The sequence below is a fragment of the Ralstonia sp. PBBBR1 genome (genome assembly GCF_002256165.1).
Taxonomy (GTDB): Bacteria; Pseudomonadota; Gammaproteobacteria; order Burkholderiales; family Burkholderiaceae; genus Ralstonia; species Ralstonia thomasii.
Genome location: NZ_NKIL01000008.1, coordinates 157,274 through 177,620, shown reverse-complemented (window position 1 = coordinate 177,620; position 20,347 = coordinate 157,274). Strand labels below are relative to the sequence as shown.

Here is a 20,347-nt window from a genome sequence, read left to right as displayed (position 1 = left end):
CCGACTCGCCCCGACGAGCGGCCTCTCCTGATCGCATGGATACCCAAGCCGTCCGCGCCTACCTGCTGGACCTGCAGGACCGCATCACCACTGCCGCCAGCGCGCTGGACGGCGGCACGTTCGTCACCGACGCATGGGAGAAGCCGCCCACCGAGCGCCTGCGCGGCAGCGGCCGCACCCGCATCCTGGAAGGCGGCGCGCTGCTCGAGCGCGGCGGCGTCGGTTTTTCGCACGTGATGGGCGACACCCTGCCCCCGTCGGCGACCGCCAACCGGCCCGAACTGGCCGGGCGGGGTTTCGAGGCGATGGGCGTGTCGCTGGTCTTCCATCCGCGCAACCCCTACGTGCCGACGGTGCACATGAATGTGCGCTGCTTCGTCGCCGTGCGCCCCGATGCCGACCCCGTCTGGTGGTTCGGCGGCGGCATGGACCTCACGCCCTATTACGGCTTCACCGAAGACGCCTCGCATTTCCACCGCACCTGCCAGGGCGCCCTCGCCCCCTACGGCGACGAGCTGTACCCGCGCTTCAAGCAATGGTGCGACGACTATTTCTATCTGAAGCACCGCAAGGAAGCGCGCGGCATCGGCGGCATCTTCTTCGACGACTTTGCGGAGCTGGGCTTCGAGCGCAGCTTCGAGATGATGCGCTCCGTCGGCGACGCCTTCCTGCCTGCGTGGCTGCCCATCGCCGAACAACGCCACGCGACGCCCTATGGTGAGCGCGAACGCGCCTTCCAGGCCTATCGACGTGGCCGCTATGTCGAGTTCAATCTGGTATTCGACCGCGGCACGCTGTTCGGCCTGCAAAGCGGCGGCCGCGCGGAATCGATCCTGATGTCAATGCCGCCGGTGGCCAACTGGCGCTACGACTGGCAGCCGGAACCGGGCTCGCCGGAGGCCGCGCTATACACCGATTTCCTGCCGGCGCGCGACTGGGTATGACGCTTCCCACGTTCGTGCGCCCCACTCTCGATCGCCCCTACCGGCTTGGCTTGCTGGGCGGCACGTTCGATCCGCCACACGTCGGCCACATCGCCCTGGCCGAACTGTGCATTGCCCGCCTCGACCTCGATGAGCTGCTGTGGATTCCGACCGGCATGTCGTGGCAGAAGGCCGCCGACATCACACCCGCTCCGCTGCGCTTCGCCATGACCGAACTGGCCGCCAAAGCGGTACGCGGCGGCCGCGCCCGTGTCCATGTGAGCGGCATGGAAGTCGACCGCCACGGCCCCAGCTACACCATTGACACCGTGCGCGAATTGCGCGGCGTCTACGGCCCGGACACCTCCATGGCGTGGCTGATGGGCGCCGACCAGCTCGTCGGCCTGGACACCTGGCACGGCTGGCAAGACCTGTTCGAATACGTCCACTTGTGCGTCGCCACACGCCCGGGTTTCGACCTTCAGGCACTGCATGTGCCGGTACAGCGCGAGCTCGATGTGCGCCGAGGCGACACAGCATTGATACAATGCGCACCCGCCGGCCATATGTGGATCGACCAGACCCTGGCCGTCGACCTGTCATCCACCCGCCTGCGCCAGCAGTTGGCCACCGGCGCGCGCTGTGACACCGACCTGCCCGCCGGCGTGGCCGACCTGATCCAATCGCATTCGCTGTACCGCCGTGCCAATGGCACGGTCAGTGCCTGACCGCGTGATTGACCGCCTTCACGCGCTTTTTTGACCTTTTTCTCGCCTTTTAAACGTTCTTCTCACTCAGTATGGATATTCGCAAACTACAACGCGTGATCGTCGACGCGCTCGAAGACGTCAAGGCGCAAGACATCAAGGTCTTCAATACGACGCACCTGACCGAACTGTTCGACCGCACGGTCATTGCCAGCGGCACCTCCAACCGCCAGACCAAGGCCCTCGCCGCCTCCGTGCGTGACGCCGTCAAGGAAGCCGGCGGCCACATCATCGCCGTGGAAGGCGAAGACGTGGGCGAATGGGTGCTGGTCGACTGCGGCGACGCCGTGGTCCACATCATGCAGCCGCAGCTGCGCCTGTACTACAACCTCGAAGAGATCTGGGGTGACAAGCCGGTGCGCATCGAACTCGGCGGCACCGGCAAGCGCGGCCTGCCCAAGGCCAGTGAAGGTTACGACGACGAGGAAGACGAGGCCGAAGAGGTCACGCCCGCCAAGCGCCGCACCACCAAGCCGAAGCTGGCTGGTGAGCGCCCGACCAAGGCCGCCGCACCGGCCAAGAAGGCTCCTGCCAAGACCGCCCCCAGGAAGCCGGCCACCAAGCGCGCACCCGGCACAGGCAAGCCCGCCACGAAGACGGCCGCAAAGACGGCCACCAAGCGCGCGCCAGCCAAGAAGCGCGCGGCGTAACGTCTGGCAGACCGTCTCACCATGCAGTTGCTGATCGTTGCCGTCGGGCACAAGATGCCGTCCTGGATCGAGGAAGGCTTCTCTGAATATGCCAAGCGCATGCCGCCCGAACTGCGCATCGAACTGCGCGAGATCAAGCCTGAGCAACGCTCGGGCAGCCGCACCGCCGCCACCGTCATGCAGCTTGAGGCGGCGCGCATTGAAGCCGCGCTGCCCAAGGGCTGTCGCATGATCGCGCTGGATGAACGGGGCAAGGACCTCACCACCGTCGCACTGGCTGAATCGCTCACCGGATGGCAACAGGAAGGCGGCGACATCGCGTTCGTGATTGGCGGCGCGGATGGGCTGGACCCGGCACTCAAGGCAAAAGCCCGTACGCTGATCCGCCTGTCGAGCCTGACGCTGCCCCACGGCATGGTGCGTGTGCTGCTGGCCGAGCAACTCTACCGCGCATGGAGCATCACGCAGAACCACCCGTACCACCGCGTATGACCATGGATGCACACGGCGCGCCTCACCTCTATCTCGCCTCGCAAAGCCCGCGCCGACAGGAACTGCTGCGCCAGATCGGCGCGCGCTTCGCGCTGCTGCTCGCCAGCGACGATGAAGATGCGGAAGGGCTGGAAGCCGAGCTCCCCGGCGAGACGCCCGACGACTACGTTCAACGTGTCTGCGCATTGAAGGCTCAGGCAGCTGTGCGTCGCCGCACTGCACGCAACCTCCCCGCTTTGCCGATCCTCACGTCTGACACGACGGTGTGCCTGGGCGGCGAGATCCTCGGCAAACCTACTGACGCAGCCGACGCCCACCGCATGCTGCGCGGCATGTCAGGGCGCGAACACCGCGTGCTGACCGCCGTCACCGTCGTCAAGGCCGACGGCACGCCGATGCACGCGCTGTCCGTTTCGGACGTGCGCTTTGCCGTGCTGACGGACAACGACATCGCCCGCTACATCGCCAGCGGCGAGCCCTTTGGCAAGGCGGGCGCGTACGGCATCCAGGGGCGCGCAGCCGCCTTTGTGGCCCATATTTCGGGAAGCTATTCGGGTATCATGGGTCTACCCCTGTTCGAGACCGCCGCACTGCTCGCACAGGCGGGCATCACGCTGTGAATCACGCTGTAACTCGCGCTCTCTGACCGGCCACCGATGCACGCGCCGGACAGCGTGCGAGGGCCGGTTTCAAGACACGCTTCGGGCAACCCTGTCCGGCCCAGAGGCGGGTGCTGAAACCCGCTCTCCTGGTACCTCTCCATGTCCGAAGACATTCTCGTCAATATCACGCCGCAAGAAACGCGCGTGGCTATCGTCCAGCAAGCCGCCGTTCAGGAGCTTCACATCGAGCGCACGCTGACGCGCGGCCTGGTCGGCAACATTTACCTTGGCAAGGTGGTGCGCGTGCTGCCTGGCATGCAGTCGGCCTTTATCGACATCGGGCTGGAGCGTGCGGCGTTCTTGCATGTGGCTGACATTTGGCACCCGCGCGACGCGAAGGACGCGCCGCCCACACCGCAGGTCGCCATCGAGAAGACGCTCTTCGAAGGCCAGGCGTTGATGGTGCAGGTCATCAAGGATCCGATTGGCACCAAGGGCGCACGGCTCTCCACCCAGGTGAGCATCGCCGGCCGCACGCTGGTGTATCTGCCGCAAGACCCGCACATCGGTATCTCGCAGAAGATCGGCAATGAGGCCGAGCGTGAAGCGCTGCGCGCACGGGTGACCGCCATGGTGCCCACCGAAGAACGCGGCGGTTTCATTGTGCGCACGATCGCCGAAGAGTCGACCGACGAAGAACTCGCCAACGACGTCGCTTACCTGCGCAAGATCTGGGCGACCATCCGCCACAATGCAACCACCCTGCCCGCCCCCTCGATCCTGTACCAGGACCTGAACCTCGCCCAGCGCGTGCTGCGCGATTTCGTGACGGACGAAACGCGCAGCATCCAGGTCGATTCGCGCGAGAACCATCAGAAGCTCGTCGAGTTTGCGCAGGAGTACACGCCGGCCGTGGTCGAGCGCCTGACGCATTACACCGGCGAACGGCCAATCTTCGACCTGTACAACATCGAGGCGGAAGTCGAGCGCGCGCTGTCGCGCCGGGTCGACCTGAAATCGGGCGGCTACCTGATGATCGACCAGACCGAGGCGATGACGACCATCGACGTCAACACCGGCGGCTACGTGGGCGCGCGCAACTTCGACGACACGATCTTCAAGACCAACCTGGAAGCCGCGCACACCATTGCGCGGCAACTGCGGCTGCGCAACCTGGGCGGCATCATCATCATCGACTTCATCGACATGGAGTCGGCCGAGCATCGCGATGCGGTGCTGGCGGAACTGCGCAAGGCCCTGTCACGCGACCGCACGCGCATCACCGTCAACAGCTTCTCGCAGTTGGGGCTGGTGGAGATGACGCGCAAGCGCACTCGGGAATCGCTTGCGCACGTGCTGTGCGAGCAGTGCCCGGTGTGCCAGGGCAAGGGTCAGGTCAAGACACCGCGCACCGTGTGCTACGACATCCTGCGCGAGATCATGCGCGAATCGCGACAGTTCAATCCGCGCGAATTCCGCATTCTGGCGTCGCAGTCAGTGATTGACCTGTTCCTGGAAGAAGAAAGCCAGCACCTTGCGATGCTGGGGGATTTCATCGGCAAGCCGATTTCGTTGCAGGTGGAATCGTCGGCGGCGAGCCAGGAGCAGTACGACATCATCTTGATGTAGCGCCACACCCGGCCAGCGGCGCTGGGCTACGGCTACGACTTCTTCTCGCGCGGCAGACGGCCCAGCAGGAAGAACTCTTCGTTCGGCCGCATCGAAATCACATTCGCCATGCGATTCGACAGGCCGAAGAAGGCGGTGATGCCGGCGATGTCCCAGATGTCCTCATCATCGAAACCGTGCGCACGCAGCGCTTCATAGTCGGCGTCGTTGACGGTGTGCGATGCGGTGCAAACCTTCATCGCAAAGTCGAGCATGGCGCGCTGGCGCGGCGTGATGTCGGCCTTGCGGTAATTGACGGCCACCTGGTCGGCCACCAGCGGATTCTTCTCGTAAATGCGCAGGATGGCGCCGTGCGCGACCACGCAATACAGGCACTGGTTGGCAGCGGAGGTGGCGACCACGATCATCTCGCGCTCGCCCTTGGTGAGGCTGCTGCCTTCGCGCAGCATCAGCGCATCGTGGTACGCGAAGAAGGCACGGCACTCGTCGGGCCGATGCGACAGCGCAAGGAAGACGTTCGGCACAAAGCCGCTCTTCTCCTGCACCTCCAGGATGCGCGCGCGGATGTCTTCGGGAATGTCGGCCAGTGAAGGAACGGGGAACCGGCTGATGGGCGACGTGGTGGTCGTCACGATGTCTCCTTTGATGTGAGCATCCTGAGCACGCCGCCCGCGAGGAAGGGCTTACTGGGTAGCGAACTGGATGCGATGGAGTCCAGCATACAACCCATCGCGCTCGATGAGTTCGCGGTGCGTGCCGGCTTCGGCAATCTTGCCGTGCTCGAGCACGATGATCCGATCGGCATTTTCGATGGTCGACAGGCGGTGCGCGATCACCAGCGTCGTCCGGCCCTCCATCAGCCGTTCGAGCGCGGCCTGCACCTGGCGTTCGGACTCCGAATCCAGCGCGGACGTCGCTTCGTCCAGGATCAGGATCGGCGCGTCCTTGTAGATCGCACGTGCAATTGCCAGGCGCTGGCGCTGCCCACCGGACAGCTTCGAGCCGTTGTCGCCAACATTGGTATCGATGCCCTCGGGCAGGTTGTCCACCACATCGGTCAGGTAGGCCGCTTCGAGTGCACGGCGCACGCGGGCCATGTCGATCTCGGAGGCGTCGCGCGCGCCATAGGCGACGTTGGCGGCGATGGTGTCATTGAACAGCACCACATCCTGGCTCACGAAGGCGATCTGCCGGCGCAGGTCGTGCAGCGCCAAATCCGCCAGCGCATCGCCGTCGAGCGAGATCGTCCCCGAGGTCGGATCGAAGAAGCGCGGCAGCAGGTTCACCAGCGTGGTCTTGCCGCTGCCAGATGGCCCGACCAGCGCAACGACCTCGCCCGGCTTGACGTGCAGGTTGACATTATCGAGCGCCGCCCGGCCATCTTCCCCATAGCGGAACGTGACGTTGTCGAAGCGGACATCGCCGCGGGCACGATCGATCTTCTTGCCGCCTTCTTGCGGTTCGATCGGCGTGTCGATCAGGCCAAAGATGAATTCGGCGGCGGTCAGGCCGCGCTGCAGCGGCTGATTCACGTCGGTCAAGTGCTTGAGCGGCGAGATCAGCAGCAGCATCGCCATCACAAAGCCGGTAAAGCCGCCGACCGTGGTCTGATTGGCCTGCGCCTGCATCATGGCAATGGCCAGGATGACAGACAGCGCCAGCGCTGCCAGGAACTGCGTCACCGGCTGGTTCAGGCCGCCGGCCACGGCCACGCGCATGGCGTAACCACGGAGGCGGTTCGTCATGGCATTGAAGCGCAGCGATTCATACGCCTCGCCGCCATGCAGCTTGACGACCTTGTAGCCGCCCACGGCCTCTTCGACCACATAGGCGGCCTGGTTGGTCAAGTTCTGGCTTTCGCGGTTGAGCGAGCGCAGGCGGCGGTTGATACGCGACATCAGCAGCCCGATGATCGGCAGGATCACCGCCACCACCAGCGTCAGACGCCAGTTGGTATAGAAGAGGAAGATCAGCAGCGCCAGCACCGTCATCGAGTCGCGCACCAGCGTGATGAACACGCCGGTCAGCACCTGCAGCACCTGGTTCACTTCAAAGATGACCGCGTTGATGATCGACGCGGCCGTATTGCGCTGATAGTACGAGGCCGGCGCCTGCAGCAGGCGCTCGAACATCTTCATCCGCAGATTCAGCAGCACCTTGTTCGATACGAGGCTCAACAGATACGTCGACGCAAATTGCGCGATGCCGCGCACCACCGCAATACCCACCAGCATGGCCGGCACCTGCCACAGCTTGCCGGCGTACTCACCGCCGAAACCCTGATCCAGCAGATCCTTCACGACCTTGGGGATGATCCCCTCCGTGGCCGCCACCACACCCATGGCGACCATTGCCAGGATGAAGGCGGTCAATTCGGGGCGAAGGTAGCCCCACAACCGCTTGAAATGGCCGGGCTGAGGCGCCGGTGCTGTGGTGTTTGAAGAATCAGTCACTGCCATAGAATCAAAGGGAAAATCAGCCGGAGTCGATCCGGACCTCGTGTCATTAAAAGCTCAGAGAACGTCGACGGCGGGACGCAGCCGCCGCGACAGATCGTTGCGTCGCAAGTCCCAGCGCAGCTTTGAGGTCAGTTCCGGCTCTGGCAATCGCCAGTTGGAGCCGACCGGCGTGCCGCGACGCAAGAAATACTTGTCGAACGTCGACTGCGACAGGCCCCACTTGTTGAGGAACTGACGTCGGCCATCGTTCTTCTGCACCTTGCCGGTCGACTTGCACTGGAAGTGATAGACCAGCGAGTCGCCCACCCCGAGGAAGATTCGGCAACCGGCATGCCACAGCTTCATGGAGAAATCGTTATCGCTGCTCATGCCGGGCGTGAGCTCGCTGCTGTAGCCGCCGAGCTTGAACCACCAGCGTCGGTGCACCACGGTCGGTGGCCACGTGGCACCATACCAATCACCGCGCACCAGGCGCGGCGCGTCAGCCAGCAGACGGGCTTCATCAAAGGTATCGGCATCACGGCCGTAGTCGCCCACGACCACACATGGGTTACCTGTGTTGACCGGTTCGATCATGGAGCCGGACAGCATGAACAGATCGGTATCCAGCTTCTCCAGACGGCGCACGAGTGCGGTATCCCAGCCAGGGCAGCAGACCATGTCGTCATTCAGGAAGACGATGTAATCGTGCTTGGCCAGCATGGCAGACTCGTTGACCGCCAGGCAGATGCCGACGTTCTGCGGTGAATGCGTGTGATCCAGACCCTGCTCGCGCACCCACTCCAATGTGCCGTCGGAACCATCGTTGACGTGCACGATGATCTGATGGCCGTACGCCGAATGCGTGCGGATGCTGTGCACGCACAACTTGAGCAGTGGGAGGTTGTTCCAGGTCGGCAGTAGGATGGAAAACATAGTGTGACAGGTCGGCCGCCGAATCGGGGCATGCAGACGGCTGCCGGTATACTCCGGCCTGAACGTCCGTGCCGTGCAGCTATCTTGCTGACGGGCACAGGGCGCACGCAATGGCGATTGACCATCAAAATAATCAATCGCGTATTGTACAACCGGCTACGTCGGCTCCCGGAAGGTAGCCCCGTGGCGTAGTATCCGCCACCCCGTCTGGATTCCTGCACGCCGTTGCGATGACCGCATTTTTCCCGTCTTTTGCGCCCAGCCGTTGGATGCTGGCGCGTCTGTGCGCTGTTTGCTCGCTGTTCCTAATTCCGATCTCCACCGCCGGCGTCAATGTACTGGCGCCCCTCATGGTGGTCATCATGCTGACCTGTCGCCGGTTCTGGGATGCGGCAGGCGCGTTGCGCCACAACAAGCTTGCCGCGGCGGCGACCGGTCTGTTCGTGCTGCTGGCAATGAGCCTGCTGTGGGATGTTTCCCCAGTGCATGAGTCGATGTCGATCCTGCTCAAATACCGCAAGTTACTGTACCTGCCGTTTCTCCTGATCCTATTTGACGACGCCGCGTGGCGCAGGCTGGCCATGCTGGTGCTGCTGGCATCGCTCACGCTGGTGCTGATACTTTCATGCACCAACTGGTTGGGGCTCACACATGTGGGGCAGTTGTACGCGCCGGACCCGATCCGCTCGAGCTGGGTGTTCAAGCACCACATCACCCAGGGCATCTTTACCGCGCTGCTGGTCTATCTGGCACTGACGCTTGCAACGCTACCCCAGAATCCGGCGCTGGCCGGGCGTGTCCGCTTGCCTGCGGGCGTCCGCGCGCTGTGTGCGGGTATCGTCCCGCTGGCCCTCATTAATCTCTTCCTAATACAGCAAGGGCGAACAGGCCAAGTGCTGGTGCTGCCGCTGATGGTGCTGTGGAGCTGGCAGACGTTTCTCCGTGGTCGCCCCCTGCAGCTCGGCCGCATCGCAGTGACCCTTGGCTTCGCCATCGCCATCGCAGGCGGAGCGCTAGCCTATGTGTCGCACCATAAGGCATCGCGCATGGCGGAAGTCAACACGGAAATCCAGAACTATGAAAATCATGGCGAAGTCACTTCAATGGGCCTGCGCCTGGAGTTCTACAAGCGCTCGCTGCACTTGATCGCGCAGCGGCCGGTCTTTGGCTCTGGCGTGGGCAGTGTGGAATCGCAGTTCCAAGAGATGACGGCAGGCCATGCCGGAGCGCAAGGCATACTGACAGCGAATCCTCACAACGAATACCTGATGATGAGCGTGCAGCTTGGCGCCATCGGCCTTGCAGCCTTTCTGTGGCTGCTGTGGCAGCTCTGGCAAACAAGCCTGCGCACGCCGAGCCTGGAAGGCGTGTTCAGCGCCGGTTATGTTGTCGCATTCGCCGCGGCCTGTGCAGCAAACTCGCTGCTGTTGGATTTTCCCGAGGGTCACTTGCTGATCTTCCTGGCTGGCATACTGCTCGCCGGCGTCGCACCGACCACCAAGCCTCTTCACAACCATGTCCGGCAAACTGACGGCCACCATCCTGACGCGCAACGAAGCGCATAACATTGGCGACTGCATCGCCTCGCTGGCCGATCTGGCTGATCAGGTGATCGTGCTCGATTCCGGCAGCACAGATGCCACCCGCGACATCGCCCGCGCACGCGGTGCCATTGTCATTGAGGATAATGGCACTTGGCCAGGTTTCGGCCCGCAAAAAAACCGCGCGCTCGACCATGCGACGGGCGAGTGGGTGTTGTCCATCGACGCGGACGAACGCATCACGCCCCAACTGCGCACTGACATCCTCGCGGCTATGCATTCGGCATCGCAAACCGTTTTCGCCATGCCACGACTATCGCAGTTCTGTGGTCGATTCATCCGCCATGCGGGTTGGTATCCGGACCCGGTGATGCGATTATTCCGGCGCGGAGCGGCGCGATTCTCGGATGACCTAGTCCATGAGAAACTCGTCTTCAGCGGCGCCACAGGCATGCTCGCGCATCCACTGCTGCACTACAGCTACCGCGACTACTCGGACGTGCTACGCAAGATCGAAGCGTATTCCAGCGCTGGAGCGCGCCAAGCCTTCCAGGCTGGCAAACGGGCCACGCCCAGCAGCGCCCTCTTCCATGGAGTGTGGGCGTTCGTGCGTACCTACGTCGTGCAGCTGGGGCTACTGGATGGAGCTCAAGGCTTTGGCGTGGCATGCATGAACGCGCAGGCCAGCTATTACAAGTACATCAAGCTGTGGCATCTGGCGCGGACGGCACAACCGCGCGCATCAGACGCTCATTCGTAGACGGTTGCCACATTGTCTGCGTCCAGCGCCTGACGCAGCGCGGCGATCGCCGCTTCGCTCGGAACAATGCGCCACGCATCGCCGAGCACCGCTTCGCAGCGTGCCTGCTCACAAACGTAGTTGATGCGTACCGAGACGCCATTGCCATCGGCCGCCACATGCGGCGAGAGCAGATCACGCAGCTTGGCCGCCGTTGAATCGCCATTCATCGACAGCCGGATCGCCCGCGCGAACTTGGCGCGCGCCTGCGTCATGTCCATGACCGACTCGGCTGTCACGCGCACGCCGCCAGTGAACATGTCATGGCGGGCGCTGCCCTGAACGATCAGCACTTCGTCTTCCTTGAACAGCGCGCGATTCGCTTCGAAAACTTCGTTGAAGACCGTCACCTCGGTAGCTTCGCTGGCGGAGCCGTCGTCGAGCATCACGATCAGCATCTTGCCGCGCTGCGTCATCTGGGTGCGCTGGCCTACGATCACGCCGGCCACGGTCTTGTTGCGCGCATCGCGGTTGCCGTAGCCGCCCCCGTTGCCCTTGTCGGTCACTTCGCGCGCCAGATCGGCCAGCGTCGTGCGTGCGAAGCGGCGCACCTCGTCACGGCATTCATCGAACAGGTGGCCGGAAAGGTAGAAACCCAGCGCCTGCTTTTCTTCCTGCAGCTTGCGCTTGGTCGACCAGGCCGGCTCGTCGACGAGTTCAGGGCGATGCTGCTCGGCATCGTCGCCGCTCATCAGATCGAACAGCGACACCTGGTTGGCGGCGGCTGCCTTCTGCTCTGCGGCTTCCATGGCCAAGCCGATCGAAGCGAGCAGCTGCGCGCGGTTAGCGTTGAGGCTGTCGAAGGCGCCGGCGCGCACCAGCGCTTCGATCGTGCGGCGATTGACCTGGCGGCGGTCGACGCGTTCACAGAAGTCGAACAAGTCCTTGAACGGGCCGTCTTCGCGTGCACGCAGGATGTCTTCGATCGCGCCCTGGCCGCTGCCCTTCACGCCGCCCAGGCCGTAGCGGATGGTCTTGGCGTCGGTCGGTGCAAAACGATACTGGCTTGCGTTGATATCCGGCGGCAGCACGGTCAGTCCGTTCTTGCCTCGGGCATCGTCGTAGAGGATCTTCACCTTGTCGGTGTCGTCCATGGCCAGCGACATGTTGGCTGCCATGAATTCGGCCGGGTGATGCGCCTTGAGCCACGCCGTGTAATACGCCAGCAGCGCATACGCGGCCGCGTGCGACTTGTTGAAGCCGTAGCCCGCGAACTTCTCCATCAGGTCGAAGATTTCATCGGCCTTTTCGGTGGAGAGCCCGTCCTTGGCTGCGCCCGCACGGAACAGCGCGCGGTGCTCGGCCATTTCTTCGGCCTTCTTCTTACCCATCGCTCGGCGCAGCAAGTCGGCGCCGCCGAGCGAGTAACCGCCCACGATCTGCGCCATCTGCATCACCTGCTCCTGGTAGACCATGATGCCGTAGGTCTCCTTGAGCACCGGCTCGACGCGCGGATCGGGGTACTCCACCTTCTCGCGGCCGTGCTTACGTGCGCAGAAGCTGGGGATCAGGTCCATCGGGCCCGGGCGATACAGCGCCACGAGGGCGATGATGTCCTCAAAGCGGTCAGGCTTGGCGTCCTTCAGCATGCCCTGCATGCCGCGGCTTTCCAGCTGGAACACGGCCACCGTGTTGGCCGTCTTCAGGATGTCGAACGCCTTCTTGTCCGTCAGCGGAATGTGGCTGCAGTTCCAATCCGCCTTGGACGGATCGAGCATGCGGATGTAGCGTTCGGCCCAGTCGAGGATCGTGAGTGTGGTCAGGCCCAAGAAGTCGAACTTGACCAGGCCGACAGCTTCCACATCATCTTTGTCGTACTGACTGACGACGCCGGCATCTTCACCGCCTTGCGTGTAGAGCGGGCAGAAGTCGGTCAACTTGCCCGGGGCGATCAGCACACCGCCAGCGTGCATGCCGACGTTACGCGTCATGCCTTCGACGCGCTGCGCAAGTTCCAGCAGCTGTTTGACTTCTTCTTCGTTGGCCTCGCGCTCGGCCAGCAGCGGCTCTTCCTTCTTGGCCTCTTCGAGCGTAACGAGCTTGCCCGGCTTGAACGGGATCAGCTTGGCTACGCCGTCAACGAAGTTGTAGCCGAGGTCCAGCACACGCCCCACGTCGCGCACCGCGGCCTTGGCAGCCATGGTGCCGAAGGTGGCGATCTGCGAGACGGCGTCCTTGCCGTACTTTTCCTTCACGTACTGGATGACGCGGTCGCGGCCGTGCTGGCAGAAATCGATGTCGAAGTCGGGCATCGACACACGTTCCGGATTCAGGAAACGCTCGAACAGCAGGTTGTATTTGAGCGGGTCCAGATCGGTAATACCCAGCGCGTACGCCACCAGAGAGCCGGCGCCCGAACCCCGGCCCGGCCCCACTGGCACGCCATTGTTCTTCGCCCAGTTGATGAAGTCCGCAACGATGAGGAAATAGCCGGGGAAGCCCATCTTGATGATGGTGCCGGTCTCGAACTCCAGGCGGGCGTAGTACTCAGCGCGCTTGGATTCGCGCACCGCCTCGTCGGGAAACAGCACTTCCATGCGCTTTTCCAGCCCTTCCTTGGCGAGCTGGACGAGGTAGTCGTCCAGCGACATGCCGTCGGGCGTCGGGAACAGCGGCAGCTTGGGCTTGCCCAGTTCCAGCTTGAGGTTGCAGCGCTGCGCGATCTGCACTGAGTTGGCCAGCGCGGACGGGATGTCGGCAAACAGCGCGCACATCTCGTCCTGCGTCTTGAAATACTGTTCGGTCGTGAAACGACGGGCGCGGCGCGGATTGGCAAGCAGTTCGCCCTCTGCAATGCAGGTGCGCGCTTCGTGGGCCGTGAAATCGTCCGGCGTCATGAACTGCACCGGATGCGTGGCCACCACCGGCAACTGCATGGCCGAGGCCAGCTTCACGGCCTGCTGAATATAGGCCTCGGTACCGGCGTGCCCGGCGCGCTGCAGTTCGATGTAGAAAGCGCCTGGAAACACGCGCGACCAGTTCGTCGCGAGCTTGCGCGCCAGCGCATCGTTTCCATTGGCCAGCGCCATGCCGATATCGCCCGCCATGGCGCCCGAGAGCGCCAGCAGACCGGTGGCCAGCGGCGCGTTCTCAACGCCCGGCTCGTCGAACCACTCGGGCGCGATTTCCGCGCGGCCGCGATGCTGGTTGGAGAGCCAAGCGCGGGCCAGCAACTGGCACAGGTTCAGGTAACCCTGCTTGTCACGCACCAGCAACAGCAGGCGCGTCGGCTTGTCGCGCTCGTCGTGATTGGTGATCCACACGTCGGCTCCGACGATGGGCTTCACGCCCTTGCCGCGCGCCTCCTTGTAGAAGCGCACCAGCCCGAAGGCATTGGCGAGATCGGTCAGCGCCAAGGCGCCCATGCCATCTTTGGCGGCAGCCTTGACGGCATCGTCGAGACGGACATTGCCATCGACGACGGAATATTCGGAGTGGAGACGGAGGTGGACGAAGCGCGGCGAATTCATCCGCGTATTGTAACGGGTGACACCTTCCGCAAAGCATTCCGGGCGTGCCCGATTGACCCGGAGCAACCCCGCACGGCTGCGCGGGCGGCTATAATTTCGGCTTACGAATCAACGGGTTACCCAAGGCGCCAGAAAATGGCGCGGCAGCACATGCAGATCGTCAATATTTCCGCTTACAAATTCGTCACCCTCGATGACCGCGAGACCTTGCGCCCCACCCTGCTGGCCGAGTGCCAGGCGCGCGAGCTGAAGGGCACCGTGCTGCTGGCGCCCGAGGGCATCAACATCTTCCTGGCCGGCTCGCGCGAGGCCATTGACGGCATCGTCGGCTGGCTGCGCGCCGACGCCCGTTTTGCTGACCTCGCACCGAAGGAAAGCCTGTCCGACCACCAGCCGTTCCGCCGCCTGCTGGTGCGCATGAAGAAAGAAATCATCACCATGCGCCACCCGCTGATCCGGCCGGAAGACGGCCGCGCGCCGTCGGTCGCGCCGCCCGACCTGAAGCGGTGGCTCGACCAGGGCCACGACGACGAGGGCCGCCCCGTGGTGATGCTCGACACGCGCAATGACTATGAGGTTGCCGTCGGCACGTTCAAGAACGTCGTCGAATACAACCTCAAGAAATTCACCGAGTTTCCTCCCGCCATTGCCGCGCACAAGGACGACTTTGTCGGCAAGACGGTCGTGTCGTTCTGTACCGGCGGCATCCGCTGCGAAAAGGCGGCGATCCACATGCAGGAGATCGGTGTCGAGCGCGTCTATCAACTCGAAGGTGGCATCCTGAAGTATTTCGAGGAAGTGGGCGGCGCCCATTACGACGGCGATTGCTTCGTGTTCGACCACCGCACCGCTCTCAATGCCGAACTGCAGCCAGCAGGGCCGAAGCAGTGCTTCGCCTGCCGCGCCGTTGTCACGCCGGAAGAACAGCAGTCCGCCGAGTACATCCCCGGCCAGCGCTGTCCGCATTGCGCAGGCAACCAAACGCGCGCCGCCGCATGAAGCGCCTCGCCGCCCTCCTCCTCGTCAGCGCGCTTTGCCTTGCAGCATTGGGAGGTTGCGCGACGAACTGCGAGGGCGGATCGAACCGCGGCGTCTTCTGCGGAGCGGGCACGCGGTTCTGATCCTTCATTGCGTGCCAGCAAAAAAACGCCGGACATGCCGGCGTTTTTCTTTGAGCGATCCGCTTTACTGACGGCCGCGCACAAACTGGTTCGTGATCGCAACAATGCGCTCGCCGAACAGCTTGGCGGTTTCCAGGTCGCCCGGCAGCGGACCTTCCTCGGGGCTCGCATCCGACGGCGATTGCGCCAGCGCGCCGCCAAAACCCGCCAGGTAGTTCACGTCGTTGCGCGTGGCGGCTTTGCTGTTGGCCGGCATCATGCCCGTGCCGACCCAGATCATTCCGTGCTGCTGCGACAGCGTCCACAGGTACTGGATCGACGCGTACTTGTCGCCGTTCATCGACGCGGAATTCGTGAACCCCGCGGCGATCTTGTCCTTCCATGCGCCGGTGAACCATGCCTTGGACGACGCATCGGCAAATTTCTTGAAGTCGCCCGAAACGCCGCCCATGTAGGTCGGCGCGCCAAAGACGATCGTGTCGACGCCGGCCAGCAGGGCCCACGTGTCGTCATTGACGTCTGTCACCGAAATCAGATGTGCTTCCGCGCCGGCGCCTTGCACGCCTGCAAACACGGCCTCGGCTTGCTTCTTGGTGTGGCCATAACCGCTGTGATAAACGACTGCAACTCGTGCCATGGGAATCCTCTTGGGGTTGGGGTACCGCGGGGGAACAACGGAAAAGAAAAATGGCGCACACAGCGTGCGCCACGAACATTACGGCAGATCGAACACCAGCACTTCGCTGTCTTCGCCGCCAGACAGCATCACTGTCTCTTCTTGCGTCAGCTTGGCGGCGTCGCCGCCCACCAGCGTGCGACCGTTGACGCTCACCTTACCGCGCACGACGTGCACATAAGCGCGGCGGCCTGCGGCGATCGGCAGGGACGCAGTTTCTGCTCCATCGAACTTGCCGGCGTAGAGGGCCATGTCCTGGTGCACTTTCACCGATCCGTCACGGCCGTCGGCGCTGGCGATCAGGGCCAGCTTGCCGCGCTTGGCCGCCTCGTCGAAATGGCGTTCTTCGTAACCCGGCGTCAGGTTCAACTGCGCCGGCAGCACCCAGATCTGCAGAAAATGCGTGGTCTGGTCCTGCGCGTGGTTGAACTCGGAGTGACGCACACCTGTCCCAGCCGTCATGCGTTGCACGTCGCCCCGGCGCAGCACGCTGCCGTTGCCCATGCTGTCCTTGTGCGCCAGCTCGCCGTCGAGCACGTAGCTGATGATTTCCATGTCGCGGTGGCCATGGGTGCCAAAGCCCATGCCGGCGGCGACGCGGTCCTCATTGATGACACGCAGCGGTCCGAATTGAACGTGCTGCGGGTCCATGTAATCGGCAAACGAGAAGCTGTGATACGACTTGAGCCAGCCATGGTCTGCGTAACCGCGATCTTGAGAGGGGCGGATTTCAATCATTTTGATGAATCTCCTATCCAAATTACTGCGCTGATGTGTGAATGGTACGCAGATTGGCTATAGTTGCGAGGCAAGGCTTTGATTCAATACATCAAAAATTCTGAACATGGCGCTATCGCTGGAATCTCTGGAAGTGCTGGATGCGATTGAACGCAAGGGCAGCTTTGCCGCCGCGGCGCACGAACTGGGCAAAGTGCCCTCGGCGCTCACTTATGTGGTGCGCAAGCTGGAAGACGATCTCGATGTGCTGCTGTTTGACCGACGCCGCCACCGTGCCGAACTCACGCCCGCCGGCCGCGCGCTGCTCGACGAAGGTCGCCACCTGCTGCAGGCCGCCGACGACCTCGCCCGCCGCGTCAAACGCCTCGCCACCGGTTGGGAAGCCACGTTGACCATCGTAGTCGACGATCTGGTGCACTTTCGCGCACTCATGCCCGTCATCCAGGATTTCTACGCCGAAAACACCGCCACGCGCTTGCGCTTCTGCCGTGAGGTCCTGGCCGGCACGTGGGACGCACTGCTTTCGGGCCGCGCAGATCTGCTGATCGGGCCGGCGCAGGTGATGCAGGTGCAGGGCATTCAGACGCGCACGGTGGGCAACATCCCGTTCGTGTTTGCGGTGGCGGCACATCATCCGCTGGCGCAAATGGAGGAGCCGTTGCCTGCGGCCGCCATCACGCGGCATCGTATCGTTGCGGTGGGGGATACATCGCGCAATCTGCCTGCACGCACCATTGGTGTGATGGCTGGACAGGACACGCTGGTGGTGCCATCCATGGCCGACAAGGTGCAGGCACAGATTCGTGGCCTGGGCTGCGGCTGGTTGCCGGTGCCGTTGGCACAACCGTATCTGGATTCTGGCGTGCTGATCGCTAAGGAAACCACCGAAGACAAGCGCGCCGCCACCTTTCAGGTTGCCTGGCGCAACAACATGCGCGGCAAGGCGCTGCAATGGTGGGTCGACAAGCTGGAAGACCCGCGCCTGGGGCAGGCCCTGATGATGCAATAGGCGCCTCGCGCGGACAAATCGCGCACAATAGCGTCATCGACCTCTGCGCCTGGAGCGTTGCGTTGTCCCAAGCCAATCTCGATTTTCCGGAATCCACCACGTCGTCGCGCGGCCAATACCGTGGCCGCTTTGCGCCCTCTCCCACGGGGCCGCTGCATATCGGCTCGCTGGTCACCGCGCTGACCAGCTGGCTGGATGCACGCGTCTACGGCGGCGCGTGGCTGGTGCGCATTGAAGACATCGATTTCCAGCGCAACGTGCCCGGCGCCGACCGCGACATCCTCGCCACACTGGATGCACTCGGGCTCATTCCCGACGAGGCTCCGCAGTGGCAGAGCACGCACCTGTCACGCTTTGAACAGGCGCTGGAGCAGTTGCAGGCCAACGGCAACCTCTATCCGTGTGGCTGCACGCGCCGCGAGATTGCGGATTCCGTCACCAGCATCGACGCCAACGGGCACCTGCGTCACCAAACCCTCATCTATCCCGGCACGTGCCGCAACGGACTGCACGGCCGTCCGCCGCGCGCATGGCGCGTGCGCGTGCCGGATGCCGATGCCGCGACCATCTGCTTCAACGACCGCTGGCAAGGCATGCAATGCCAGAACCTGGCTGAAGCCGTAGGGGACTTCGTGCTCAAGCGCGCGGACGGCATGTGGGCGTACCAGATTGCGGTGGTGGTGGACGATGCCACGCAAGGCATCACGGACGTCGTGCGCGGCGCCGACCTGCTCGACTCGACGCCGCGCCAGATCTATCTGCAGCAGCTGCTCGGGCTGCCCGCGTTGCGCTATCTGCACGTGCCGGTGGTCGTGAACCCCGACGGCGAAAAACTCAGCAAGCAGACGGGCGCGCGCGCCATCAACCGTAGTCAACCGCTGGCCGCGTTGACGGAAGCGGCCCAACACCTCGGGCTCGACATTCGCGCGGGCGATGTGGAGGGGTTCTACCGGGACGCCGTCCCGGCATGGGCCAATCGCCTGGCACAACCTGCCCGGTGCGATTGACCCCGGCGGCTGGAGCGCCGCCGTTTTCAGTCGACTGACTTAACGCTTGCGCGGCACGCCACCGAGCAGCGCCGCGATCGGGCGCTTGGCGGTGCGCGGGTGACCGGCTGCTTGCGCTGGCTTGGCAGCCTCCGCCGATTCCGCTGGCACGGACGATTCGTACGGGCGATTGAAGAACGGGTCGTCGGAAGGGCGGAACGCCGGGCGCACGATCGTGTGATCGAGCACGCGGGTACCGTTGCGGTCTTCCCGCTCGCGGGAGCGGCGGACTTCGCTGCGGGCACGCTTTTCGTCGCGCTCGCGGCGCTCACGGTCGCGCGCCTGTTCGCCGGTCGGATCGAAATCAGCCAGCTGCTCGCGCGGCAGGTTGCGCTTGATCAGCTTTTCGATGTCGGCCAGCAGGCGTTCATCGCCCGGGGCGAACAGCGACAGTGCATCACCGGAAGCACCGGCACGGCCCGTGCGGCCAATCCGGTGCACGTAGTCTTCTGCGTTGAACGGCAGGTCAAAGTTGATCACGCACGGCATCTGCGAGATATCGAGACCGCGCGCGGCAACGTCGGTGGCGACTAGTACATCAACGGCACCCTGCTTGAACGCCTCGAGCGTTTGCATGCGCTCGGTCTGCGTCTTGTCGCCGTGGATGGCGTTGGCGTTGATGCCTTCGCGCTCCAGCGCGCGCGCCAGGCGCGAGCAGCCGATCTTGCTGTTGGAGAACACGATGCACTGGCGCGGCAGGCCTTGCTCCGCGCGCTGGCGCAGCAGGTGCACGAGCGCGGCCTGCTTGTGGTTGTCCGGCACGGTGTAGATGACCTGACGGACGTTCTCTGCCGTGGCGTTGCTGCGTGCCACTTCAATAGTTTGCGGATGACGCAGGTAGCTCGCGGCCAGCCTCTTGATCTCGGGCGAGAACGTGGCCGAGAACAGCAGCGTCTGGCGGTGTGCCGGCAGCAGGTTGATGATGCGCTGCAGGTCGGGCAGAAAGCCCATGTCGAGCATGCGATCGGCTTCGTCCAGCACCAGCATGCGCACCTGCGACAGGTTCACGCTGCGCTGCTGCACGTGGTCGAGCAGGCGGCCCGGCGTGGCAACCAGGATTTCGACGCCGCGGCGCAGTTGCTCGGTCTGCGGGTTCATGTCGACGCCGCCGAACACGACGGCGCTGCGCAACGCCGTGTACTTCGCGTACTTGGCAACGTTGTCGTACACCTGGTCGGCCAGTTCGCGCGTGGGTGTGAGGATCAGCGCCCGCACCGGGTGGCGCGCCGGCGACGCGCTCGTGTTGGCGTCGGGCAGCAGGTTATGGATGATCGGCAGCGAGAAACCGGCAGTCTTGCCGGTGCCGGTTTGCGCGGCGCCCATGACGTCGTGGCCGGCGGTCACCACCGGAATGGCTGCGGCCTGGATGGGCGTGGGCTTGGTGTAACCGCTTTCGGTCAGCGCGCGGAGGACGTCCGGATGCAGGCCGAAGCTGTCGAATGTCACCGATTCATTGGCCGGCGCTTCTGACGCTTCAGACATCGTTGCAGTATTCATAGGGGAGATGCGG

Annotated in this window: 18 protein-coding genes; 11 read left to right on the top strand and 7 right to left on the bottom strand. The window is 63.8% G+C overall.

Annotation, left to right across the window (positions count from 1 at the left end; all coding sequences use genetic code 11):
- Nucleotides 1–35 precede the first annotated feature (35 nt).
- From hemF to rng, 6 genes are all read left to right on the top strand, one after another.
- A complete protein-coding gene (gene hemF, locus CFE42_RS16430; RefSeq protein ID WP_004631020.1) occupies nucleotides 36–944 on the top strand; it encodes an oxygen-dependent coproporphyrinogen oxidase in 909 nt (302 codons plus the stop codon).
- Nucleotides 941–1,651 (top strand): nicotinate-nucleotide adenylyltransferase, encoded by a 711-nt coding sequence (locus tag CFE42_RS16425; protein WP_004631021.1) that lies wholly within the window; start codon nucleotides 941–943, stop codon nucleotides 1,649–1,651. Before hemF ends, CFE42_RS16425 begins: the two co-directional genes overlap by 4 nt.
- A 71-nt stretch (nucleotides 1,652–1,722) precedes the next feature.
- On the top strand, nucleotides 1,723–2,340 hold the full coding sequence (gene rsfS / locus CFE42_RS16420; protein WP_004631022.1) for a ribosome silencing factor: 618 nt from the start codon (nucleotides 1,723–1,725) through the stop codon (nucleotides 2,338–2,340).
- 21 nt (nucleotides 2,341–2,361) lie between these two features.
- Nucleotides 2,362–2,832 carry a 23S rRNA (pseudouridine(1915)-N(3))-methyltransferase RlmH gene (gene rlmH / locus CFE42_RS16415; RefSeq protein WP_004631023.1) on the top strand — a complete coding sequence of 157 codons (471 nt, stop codon included), beginning with the start codon at nucleotides 2,362–2,364 and terminating at the stop codon, nucleotides 2,830–2,832.
- A complete protein-coding gene (locus CFE42_RS16410) occupies nucleotides 2,829–3,452 on the top strand; it encodes a nucleoside triphosphate pyrophosphatase (RefSeq protein ID WP_004631024.1) in 624 nt (207 codons plus the stop codon). The genes rlmH and CFE42_RS16410 overlap by 4 nt, the downstream gene beginning before the upstream one ends.
- Before the next feature lie 141 nt (nucleotides 3,453–3,593).
- Nucleotides 3,594–5,063 (top strand): ribonuclease G, encoded by a 1,470-nt coding sequence (rng, locus tag CFE42_RS16405; protein WP_004631026.1) that lies wholly within the window; start codon nucleotides 3,594–3,596, stop codon nucleotides 5,061–5,063.
- A 32-nt stretch (nucleotides 5,064–5,095) separates the two neighbouring features.
- Here the strand turns inward: rng and CFE42_RS16400 are convergent, their stop codons facing one another.
- From CFE42_RS16400 to CFE42_RS16390, 3 genes are read right to left on the bottom strand one after another with little or no spacing between them, the layout of a single operon-like run.
- Nucleotides 5,096–5,695, bottom strand: a complete 600-nt coding sequence (locus CFE42_RS16400; RefSeq protein ID WP_004631028.1) for a peroxidase-related enzyme — start codon at nucleotides 5,693–5,695, stop codon at nucleotides 5,096–5,098.
- 51 nt (nucleotides 5,696–5,746) lie between these two features.
- Nucleotides 5,747–7,522: a lipid A export permease/ATP-binding protein MsbA gene (gene msbA / locus CFE42_RS16395; protein ID WP_004631029.1), complete on the bottom strand. Its 1,776-nt coding sequence runs from the start codon at nucleotides 7,520–7,522 to the stop codon at nucleotides 5,747–5,749.
- 54 nt (nucleotides 7,523–7,576) lie between these two features.
- Complete coding sequence (locus CFE42_RS16390) at nucleotides 7,577–8,437, bottom strand: glycosyltransferase (RefSeq protein WP_004631030.1); 861 nt, start codon at nucleotides 8,435–8,437, stop codon at nucleotides 7,577–7,579.
- Nucleotides 8,438–8,706: 269 nt separating this feature from the next.
- On the opposite strand from CFE42_RS16390, the gene CFE42_RS16385 reads away from it, so the two are divergent.
- Both CFE42_RS16385 and CFE42_RS16380 read left to right on the top strand, forming a co-directional pair.
- Nucleotides 8,707–10,002: an O-antigen ligase family protein gene (locus CFE42_RS16385; RefSeq protein WP_296158745.1), complete on the top strand. Its 1,296-nt coding sequence runs from the start codon at nucleotides 8,707–8,709 to the stop codon at nucleotides 10,000–10,002.
- Complete coding sequence (locus CFE42_RS16380; RefSeq protein WP_004631032.1) at nucleotides 9,953–10,738, top strand: glycosyltransferase family 2 protein; 786 nt, start codon at nucleotides 9,953–9,955, stop codon at nucleotides 10,736–10,738. Before CFE42_RS16385 ends, CFE42_RS16380 begins: the two co-directional genes overlap by 50 nt.
- Here CFE42_RS16380 and dnaE read toward each other — a convergent pair.
- Nucleotides 10,729–14,247 carry a DNA polymerase III subunit alpha gene (gene dnaE / locus CFE42_RS16375; protein WP_004631033.1) on the bottom strand — a complete coding sequence of 1,173 codons (3,519 nt, stop codon included), beginning with the start codon at nucleotides 14,245–14,247 and terminating at the stop codon, nucleotides 10,729–10,731. The two genes, CFE42_RS16380 and dnaE, sit on opposite strands and share 10 nt — an antisense overlap.
- Nucleotides 14,248–14,397: 150 nt before the next feature.
- On the opposite strand from dnaE, the gene CFE42_RS16370 reads away from it, so the two are divergent.
- Nucleotides 14,398–15,246, top strand: coding sequence for a sulfurtransferase (locus tag CFE42_RS16370; protein ID WP_024972423.1), 849 nt, complete (start codon nucleotides 14,398–14,400; stop codon nucleotides 15,244–15,246).
- A 186-nt stretch (nucleotides 15,247–15,432) separates the two neighbouring features.
- Here the strand turns inward: CFE42_RS16370 and CFE42_RS16365 are convergent, their stop codons facing one another.
- Together CFE42_RS16365 and CFE42_RS16360 are read right to left on the bottom strand one after the other, a co-directional pair.
- On the bottom strand, nucleotides 15,433–16,005 hold the full coding sequence (locus CFE42_RS16365) for a flavodoxin family protein (RefSeq protein WP_004631035.1): 573 nt from the start codon (nucleotides 16,003–16,005) through the stop codon (nucleotides 15,433–15,435).
- A gap of 78 nt (nucleotides 16,006–16,083) precedes the next feature.
- Nucleotides 16,084–16,782, bottom strand: coding sequence for a pirin family protein (locus CFE42_RS16360; protein WP_004631036.1), 699 nt, complete (start codon nucleotides 16,780–16,782; stop codon nucleotides 16,084–16,086).
- Nucleotides 16,783–16,888: 106 nt separating this feature from the next.
- Here CFE42_RS16360 and CFE42_RS16355 point away from each other — a divergent pair, with 106 nt between their 5' ends.
- Nucleotides 16,889–17,791 (top strand): LysR substrate-binding domain-containing protein, encoded by a 903-nt coding sequence (locus tag CFE42_RS16355; protein WP_004631037.1) that lies wholly within the window; start codon nucleotides 16,889–16,891, stop codon nucleotides 17,789–17,791.
- 62 nt (nucleotides 17,792–17,853) lie between these two features.
- On the top strand, nucleotides 17,854–18,798 hold the full coding sequence (gluQRS, locus tag CFE42_RS16350) for a tRNA glutamyl-Q(34) synthetase GluQRS (RefSeq protein WP_004631038.1): 945 nt from the start codon (nucleotides 17,854–17,856) through the stop codon (nucleotides 18,796–18,798).
- Between the two features lie 39 nt (nucleotides 18,799–18,837).
- Here the strand turns inward: gluQRS and CFE42_RS16345 are convergent, their stop codons facing one another.
- Entirely contained in the window at nucleotides 18,838–20,334 is a 1,497-nt protein-coding gene (locus CFE42_RS16345; protein WP_037044181.1) for a DEAD/DEAH box helicase, read from the bottom strand.
- Nucleotides 20,335–20,347: the final 13 nt, after the last annotated feature.